Annotated in this window: 7 protein-coding genes; 6 read left to right on the forward strand and 1 reads right to left on the reverse strand. The window is 58.5% G+C overall.

Annotation, left to right across the window (positions count from 1 at the left end; all coding sequences use genetic code 11):
- Window positions 1-619 (forward strand): IS66 family insertion sequence element accessory protein TnpB (gene tnpB, locus B5V03_RS00015; protein WP_206736097.1); only part of this gene is annotated, 619 nt, incomplete at its 5' end.
- 170 nt (window positions 620-789) lie between these two features.
- Complete coding sequence (locus B5V03_RS00020; protein WP_129267248.1) at window positions 790-1,323, forward strand: cytochrome b; 534 nt, start codon at window positions 790-792, stop codon at window positions 1,321-1,323.
- 390 nt (window positions 1,324-1,713) lie between these two features.
- Here B5V03_RS00020 and B5V03_RS00025 read toward each other — a convergent pair whose 3' ends face one another.
- Complete coding sequence (locus B5V03_RS00025) at window positions 1,714-1,965, reverse strand: hypothetical protein (RefSeq protein ID WP_129267249.1); 252 nt, start codon at window positions 1,963-1,965, stop codon at window positions 1,714-1,716.
- Window positions 1,966-2,288: 323 nt separating this feature from the next.
- Here B5V03_RS00025 and B5V03_RS41245 point away from each other — a divergent pair, with 323 nt between their 5' ends.
- The 4 genes from B5V03_RS41245 to B5V03_RS00045 all read left to right on the forward strand — a co-directional run bounded on the left by B5V03_RS41245 (window position 2,289) and on the right by B5V03_RS00045 (window position 7,402).
- Complete coding sequence (locus tag B5V03_RS41245; RefSeq protein ID WP_164987690.1) at window positions 2,289-2,765, forward strand: hypothetical protein; 477 nt, start codon at window positions 2,289-2,291, stop codon at window positions 2,763-2,765.
- 2,534 nt (window positions 2,766-5,299) lie between these two features.
- On the forward strand, window positions 5,300-5,470 hold the full coding sequence (locus B5V03_RS41250) for a hypothetical protein (RefSeq protein ID WP_164987691.1): 171 nt from the start codon (window positions 5,300-5,302) through the stop codon (window positions 5,468-5,470).
- 800 nt (window positions 5,471-6,270) lie between these two features.
- Window positions 6,271-7,050 carry an outer membrane protein gene (locus tag B5V03_RS00040; RefSeq protein WP_129267252.1) on the forward strand — a complete coding sequence of 260 codons (780 nt, stop codon included), beginning with the start codon at window positions 6,271-6,273 and terminating at the stop codon, window positions 7,048-7,050.
- 64 nt (window positions 7,051-7,114) lie between these two features.
- Entirely contained in the window at window positions 7,115-7,402 is a 288-nt protein-coding gene (locus B5V03_RS00045; RefSeq protein WP_129267253.1) for a DNA-binding protein, read from the forward strand.
- Window positions 7,403-8,085: the final 683 nt, after the last annotated feature.

Genomic DNA, 8,085 nt, shown 5'->3' on the forward strand with positions numbered 1-8,085 from the left:
TGCCATATTGGTACGCGAGCACATGCAGGCTGACCCGTTCTCGGGTGCTGTTTATGTGTTCCGTGCCAAGCGCGCCGACCGGATCAAGCTGATCTTCTGGGATGGTACGGGTTTGTGCCTGTTCGCCTACGGCCTCGCGGATTGGTGGGAAGTTGGTCTCTATCTGCCATTCGCTATCCAGGACCGCCAGTTTCTGTCGGATTCAGTCAAACTGCGAACCTTGTTCGTTTCCCCGCATGCAGATCAGCGAGACTTCTTTTATGGTGTGAACTTCGAACTCAGCAACACCACACCGAAGTTCGCTCAAACGAGGTTCGGCCTGGAAATCAGGCCGATCGTTGGCGTACGTAACGCCGATTGGGAATTCATCGTCAATCCAATCGTCGATATCGGCTTTGGCAAATACGGCCAAGCAGATTTCGCGCCCGCGGTGCGGCTCGCTCGAAAGCTCGACAAGGATTATTGTTTGTCGGTCTGGAATACTACGCCGATTTTGGCGAGATCGGTCGTTTTGGCAAGGTATCTGATCAGCAACATACGTATTCGCGGTAACCGATTTCAAGCTCGGCGTGTTCGATATCAATCTAGGCGTTGGATATGGATTGACCCCATCTTCTGACCGCTTCGTCGTGAAAACCTTTTCGGATATTCGTTCCCGGCGCCGGGCGGAGGCCCTGACGCCAGCGAGCGGGCGCCGACCGGACCTATCAACCTGATGTCTCGATCTGCCGGCCGGCTCGCGTCTTACTAATTATTGAATTGGCTCCTACACTTCGAGAAAGAGGACTTATGGACGATCGGCTGCACTACGGCTCACCCGCGAAAGTTTTTCACTGGCTTGTCGTGGCGCTTCTGGCAATTCAGTTTCCGATCGGCTGGTTCATGCCCGACGTTCACTCAGGTCCACCCGGCAGAGCAATGACGCTCCATATTTCGTTCGGCTTGATCATCCTCGCGTTGATTTTGTTGCGGCTTGTCTGGCGTATCACCCATCCTGTGGCGCCGGAAAGTTCTCTACCGCCGTGGCAGCGTGTTTCCTCCGAAGCCGTCCATTGGCTTCTGTATGGATTGGTTCTGGCTACAACGTTCACAGGCTGGCTGTTCGCATCGTTCCGGGGCTGGTCGATCTCTTATTTCAATCTCGTTCCATTGCCGATGCTGGCGACAAAAAACACGGACGCAATCCATCGGATCGACGGCTGGCATCAAATTGCGGAGTGGGCACTGCTGATCGCCATCGGTATTCACGTGGCCGCAGCCTTGGTCCATATTTTCATTTACCGTGACCGCATCATGCAGCGAATGCTGCCAGGTCGTCGGTGACTTGCGAATGTCTCTTGATGGCCCATCACTTCCGTTTGAGCGGTGTCGCTGCATGTCAGCTCACAAGGGGAGACCGGAAGTTTGCAGCCGAGTGCTAGAACCGACACTTTTGACCCAGAACGGACATCGTCGTTTCGCTAAAATGAGGCGAAGAACCTGAACTTCGGGGTATTCCCTCCGCTGGGCGCGCAGTAGTCTGTCCAGTGAGGTCCGAGGGCGCGTCTTGACCAAAACGGGCGATACCTCACCAACCCGCTCCACCCTCAGTTGGCGGCCTCCAACGCTGGTAGTATCCATAGGTCTCTCCTGTTCGTTGTGATGTGGAATCAACAAAGCCCCGGCCGAAGCCGGGGCTTTTCAAACTGTGCCGACACCGCGCCGGGGCTGCCATCATTGATCCGCCTCTTGGCGCTCGGCCTCTCGATCTAGCTCCATTTGCCTCATGATGCGCTCTCGTTGTTGGCGCTCGTTTTGCCGTTGGAGATTCTCATCATCGAGTAGCCGCCCAGGCGTTGCCGGATCGGCGCTATACACGTGCACGCTGTAGGGGGTGATGATAGTGATCCCCCGTTGCGATTGCTGGGCATGTGCTGGCACGGTCATAGCAACCGCAACCGCAATTAAAGTGGTTTTCAGCAACACGGCGGGCCTCTTTACAAGTCGTGGAAGAAACGGCCCCAGCCCCCGGGGGGAGAGCTGAGGCCGGAAGTAGAGAAGTGCCGGGGAGGGAGGATGCCGACACCACCCAAATCTAGGTTCGCAACTCAGCCGATCCCATTAAATTCAGTTTTAGCCAGCAAGCCGCCACCGCGCTGGCCTTGCCTCACCCGACAATCTGCACGCCTTCGCTCGTGGTTCTTGAGGCTGTGCTGGATGCCCAGAGCTACGCCCTGCACGTCCTCTTACTGGAGTCTTGCACGCCATGCGCGGCCAACACAGCGGCGGCGATCTTTAACGTGCCCCGCTTGAACCACTTGTTCGGCTTCCGCCGCTTCACCGAGCATCTTGATGAAGGCTTCCATCTGCCTCATCTGCTCGCTCATTTCATCGTTCTTCTGCCGGTTCTCAAGGATGGCCCCGCCTACCTCGGCATGAAGCAGCTCAAGGGCGAACATGGCCGGTCTGGTGTACGGGTTCTGCATCGGTCTGTGTCGCGCCCTGCATTTTGCGGCCGGCATCGTTCCCCCACCTGTTTGATGGCGATCACGGCGGCAGAGATGCGATTCCGCAACCGATACGCGCAGAGGCGGCGCCCCCTCTCCGGAGAGCCGCGCACGACGCCGCGACCGGATGTGGACGACGAGCCCTCCCTTGCCAGTTGCGATCAGTCCATGGGCGGCGGCGATCCAACCCCAGCGATCCTATGGAATGTGGCATCGGCGACCATGACGTTGCTCGAGCAGGTTGGTTGGCAAGACTGGCAGCACACGGCGATGGCATGAAACCGGAAAACTGGCATCGCCGACATGCCGTAGTGTTGGCAAGCCAACTCCCGGAAGGGGGACGCCTTGATGGTCTTGCCGGCTGTGACGGGCTTCCTGGCCGGCCCCGAGCCGACGCGGAAGCCGGTGCCGGTAGTGGTGCTGATCGGGGGCAACGAGTGCGCCTAATCCAGCTATTGCTGATGCGCTATCGGTTGCGGTTTGAGCGACGGCGGCTCGAACGTCGGCGGCACTAGTTTCAGAGAATACGCCGCCGGGCTCGAAATACGTGGCCCGGCGGCGATGGGGTTAACCAGCCTCGAGAGGGAACTAACAAAATCCCGGGTACTCAATGCGTTTGCATGAACCGTGCCGAAGGTTATTTTGCCGCTGGCCCTCTTCGGGAACAATCGGCAAGCGGGCTCATTCAATGAATGCTCCGGCGCCGTCTCCCTGTTCCGGGCGGAGCCCCAAGTAGCAGACGGCCTCAGCCCCGTGCCCAACTGAGGCCGTTTCGCTATACCCTTGGGCGATTCACGCTGGGGCGCGTTCTCGGTCGCCAGGTTCTCGACCCTTGGGACAGATCAAGGAATCAGTTCCAAGGAACAAAGCGCGACTCCGAAATCTCGGAGGTTCGACACAGCGACCTGAAGGAACCTGCTCGGAACTTTCGCGTTGGATCGTCGTTTTTATCATCGTGGAGAGAAAGCCATGGGATCGCGCCGCCGGGTTGTGCAATTGTCCTCGCTAGAAGCCCGGCTTGCCGAAGAGGCGAAGCGCCTCCGCGAGGAAGCTAAGTCGCTTCCACATGGTAGCGCGCGGGAGGACATGATCCGCAAAGCCCGCCAAGCCGAAACCGGATCGCACATGCGCCAATGGTTGAGGTCGCCTGGACTACAGCCACCGGAGTAGCCGCCCTCGAATTTCCGATCCTGTCCTCTTTTGGAAGCGCCTATAACTTAGGCTATTTGGAACTTGTGTACACACTGGTACTTAGTGAGTCCTCGGCGAGGCAGCACTATGGACCGCGATTTTAAGAACGAAGTCTTTTCCAGCTTTCAGGCCAATCTAACGAAGCCTTGCAATCACTGTGGGCGACAGCCCGTCTTTGCGGCGAAGATGCTCAACACCCAAACCGGTGGGATCGTTCGCATGTTCAAGTGCCAGTGCGGTGAGCAGACATGGACCGAGGACAAACAGTAAGGCCGCCCCAACCTTTTGTCATTTCGACTTGTGATATCGGGCGAGCTCCGCTCTTGCGAGTGCCCGGGCCTTCTCAAGCGCTCAGCCGGAACGTCGCGGCACCGGCCGCATTGATCGCGATGAGCGAAGCTGATTTTGTAAGATACGCTCAGCAAGCCCAGGCCTGCCTAGACGAGGCTGGGAAGGCCACCCGCGAGGGCGACAAGGAAGCTTGGCTGAAGCTCGGAGAAGAGTGGATGGAGATGGCGCGCAAAGCCCGGAGGGAAAAGCCGTCCGAGCACTAGCGATGCCATTCATCATGCGCGCGGCTCTTGCTGTAGTTGTCAGCCAACTCCAGGAGCGCCGCGCGAGATGGTTCGTGCTGGATCGCGTCAGCCCACTCTCGACAGGTTTGCTCCATGTGCCGGAGATCGCGGTCGCTCTGTCTCGTGTGCATGGTGTGTGCACACTGGATTTCTGCAGATGGTGCAGCGCTTGATTTTCGAGACTTAAGTCTTTGATTTTGCTGGTGAGCGCGCTGGGGCTCGAACCCAGGACCCCGTGATTAAAAGAAAAGTGCTCTGGGAAAATGCCGGCATTATCAATGAAGGCGTGTACGAACGCCGATTGACATCAGCATGCCGGCGTGCGCGAGACGCTTGGTGGCGCCTACAACAAGCAAAATCCCCTGAAGACTTACGGCGACATCCGCACGCCGCTCCTCTCGACGCGCTAGCCTTTCTCGACGGGACCATGTCGCGCATTGAGATTGTTTCGTGTACGCGCCCCACCAGAGGTATTAGCTTGCGCGTTTGATGGATCTGGCTTGGGAAGCAAAAGGGGCGATGACTGATATGTAAGATGCAGGCCGCCAGTTCACGCTAGGTGCCCAAGCGGCGCGTCCCGGCGACGCTAGCCTTAATTGGCCCGCATTGCTGGTCGAACGAGCCCCATGCGTGCTGCGTATCGTTGGAAGAATTGCAGGGTTGATTGCTGCGGTTGCCGCGTTGGTTGCATCCAGCCTCGCGTTAGGAGGGTGCGCCACTTCCAGTACCAGCTCTTCACTGATGGACGCACGAGCGCAGGCACCCGCCCAGGCTCCAACCCTCCCTTATCCCGCCGTAGAAGATGTGCCCGTGAGGCGCGGCCCCGCTATGACTCCCGAGGAGCAGATGAAGCTTAAGCAAGCGCTTGTCGCAGCGCGCGATGGACAGGGCGCGAAAGCCCGCGGCCAACTATTCCTGACCTGAGCATTCCGCGACGAGTTAGTTGGCTGAGGATGCTTGCTCGATCACTTCACGGGTCCAGCAAGGTATTGAGGTATTGACGGCGCCCCATGCACTTCTAATCGGACGGCATCGGCATCACTTGGCTTGCTTCTGACGCTCGGTAACCAGCCGCTTTTCGGCGCTAGCCTGCAAATCATCGAGCTGCTTGCGGAAACCTGGCAGGTCTACAAGAGGATGCGGATCAGCAGGCTTGCGTTCGATCCATCAACACCAGATCGAGAAGCGCAGAAAGCGCTGCAAGTGCGGTTATGCTGACAAATGGCCGAGCTGCCAAAAGCTCCGCCTCAGGGCATGCCGTTCGGTCGAACATCCACGCTGGAACCTCCAGCCAACGATCTGCTTGCGATCCATCCAGCGTGCAGCGGAAGGCGACATCGCCAGCCTTGTCGACGGCCCCATGAACGCAAACTCGGCAACCAAACCAAGGATGATATCGATAAAGAACCTCGCGAAGAACGGTCCTGTGGGCGTTCTCAAACCTCGTTGTACAATCCAACCCGACGTCATTCCACGATCGGATACATCAGCCCCGTTGAGTTCGAACGCAAGGTGGGATTAGTTTAGCCCCGTGTCCATCAAACCGGCAGCAGCTCAAGCATCGGAAATTCGAGGGGGCTATTCCGGTGGCTGTAGCCAGGGCGATCTCAACCATTGGCTCATGTGCGATCCGGTTTCGGCTTGGCGGGCTTTGCGGATCATGTCCTCCCGCGCGCTGCCATGTGGAAGCGACTTAGCTTCCTCGCGCAGGCGCTTTGCCTCTTCAGCAAGCCGTGTCTCAAGTGATTGCACGACCTGGTGGCGCGATCCCATGGCTTTCTCTCCACGATGATAAAACCGACGACGAGGGATTGCATGCGCTGGAGGACCGAGCAGTATGCACTGCACCAGGCTTTCGGTTCCCAACTAGTTAATGGATATAAAGAATTCCCCGCCGGCTTTGATGGCGAGTGTTGCAAGCGAGCTACAGCAACGTGCAGGCGTACGACGTACTATTCTTTGGTAGGTGGGCGAACGCGCCGATTCATTGAACTCGTTATCTCTGGGGAGAGACTCGAATGAAGAAACTTATTGCGGCTGCGGCCGGAACACTGGCTCTCGGTTTAGCAGCTCCTGCCAGTGCGGCGGATCTCGCGGCCCGACCGTATACGAAGGCTCCGCCGATGGTTGCGGCGATGTACGACTGGAGCGGCTTCTACATCGGCATCAACGGCGGCGGCGGCTCAAGCCATACGTGCTTGGACTTCGTCACGCCGGTAACCGGTACCCTGGTCGGTGAGGGCTGCCACAACGCAACGGGCGGCACGATCGGCGGCCAGGTCGGCTATCGCATGCAGTCGGGCCAGTGGGTGTACGGCATCGAAGGTCAGGGCAACTGGGCTGACTTCCGGGGCGACAACATCAGCACCGCCTTCCCAGGCAGTGCGCTGGTGACCGGTGACCGCAACCGTACCACCATCGATGCTTTCGGGCTCATCACCGGCCAGGTCGGTTACGCCTGGAACAACGTGCTGCTTTACGTGAAGGGCGGCGCCGCCGTCGTCGGTGACAAGTACGACATCTACGCCGCAGCAGGCACGCCGCTCGCGGGCACACGGCTGGCTTCGGCGAGCGAAACGCGCTGGGGCGGAACTGTCGGGGTCGGTCTGGAGTACGGCTTCGCGCCAAACTGGTCGCTGGGCCTTGAGTACGACCACATCTTCCTTGGCGATCGCACGATCGGCTTCACAACGCCCGTGGGTGGGGTATTCGGCAGCGACCGGATTCGCCAAGACGTCGACATGGGCCTGGTCCGCCTGAACTACAAGTTTGGCGGCCCGTCGCTCGCCAGATACTAAGCAGCACTAGTCAGATCCATTAGGGCCGGCTCAAAGAGCCGGCCTTTTCTTTTGGGAGGCTGAAATGACGAAAGCGTACCGACGGATCGTCCCCTCGATGATGGCCAAGGAGCTAAACATTGCGCTCGCTTCGGCTGAACCCAAGACAATTTGCAAAGCTATCGGCAAAGCCCTTGGCGAATTCAACATCGCCGAGATCGCAAGCCAGACGGGGCTACAGCGACAGAGTATTTATCGGGCCTTCAAAAACAACACACAGCTTCCGAATTTCTCCACGGTTGTTGCAGTGCTCTCGGCAATGGGCTTGCAGCTAGAGGTAAAGCCCAAGCGCGAGCGCACCACGGCTGCTTAGAGCTGCGCCGGGCCGCCGGTTCGCGCTGGCGGGCCTTTGTGGTACCCATGCGAACGTCGCGGCGTCGGTCGCAGGAACAAGCCTCTTAGCCGTTCCTGCGACCTTCACTTTCGAAGCTCCGGCGTTGCTCTTAAACGTAGGAACACTTTTTCGCGATGAGCGTCGTTAGCTGCTTATGGGAGCTGACGTGCAATGATCAGCCTTGGTTCCAAATCCCCGCCACTTAGTCCAAGTCAATTTGGGAATTGCCCGCATTGCGACGGCCGCTTGCTGCGGGTCCAAAGCTATCTCGATCCACGCTCGGGTAAGACCGTCCGCATCTTCAAGTGCACCGACTGCAAGAAGCTCGTTTGGGACGAATAGGGAAACCCGACATTGGTTAGACCGTATGTACCTCACGATCTGGAGGTACGCACGATGGAAGTGGAAGAGCGGATCGCCGCCATCCGCGCTCGGATAGACGAAACCAGCGAAAGAATTGCGGAGGCCATTTGCGCTGGCGGCTCACCAGTCGCAGCACAGCGCCTTCTTATGGGCTTGGCAAGCGAACTCGCGAGTAAGCGTCGTTCCGCTCCCGCCTTCTCGCGGCACATGGGATAGGCGAGTTTCACGATCTCTTTGAAGGGATCGGCTTGTGTCTATGCTTGACCATACGCTTAAATCGGACGTGACGGCGCGCCGGC

The sequence above is a fragment of the Bradyrhizobium betae genome, from assembly GCF_004123905.1.
GTDB classification, from domain to species: domain Bacteria; phylum Pseudomonadota; class Alphaproteobacteria; order Rhizobiales; family Xanthobacteraceae; genus Bradyrhizobium; species Bradyrhizobium betae_A.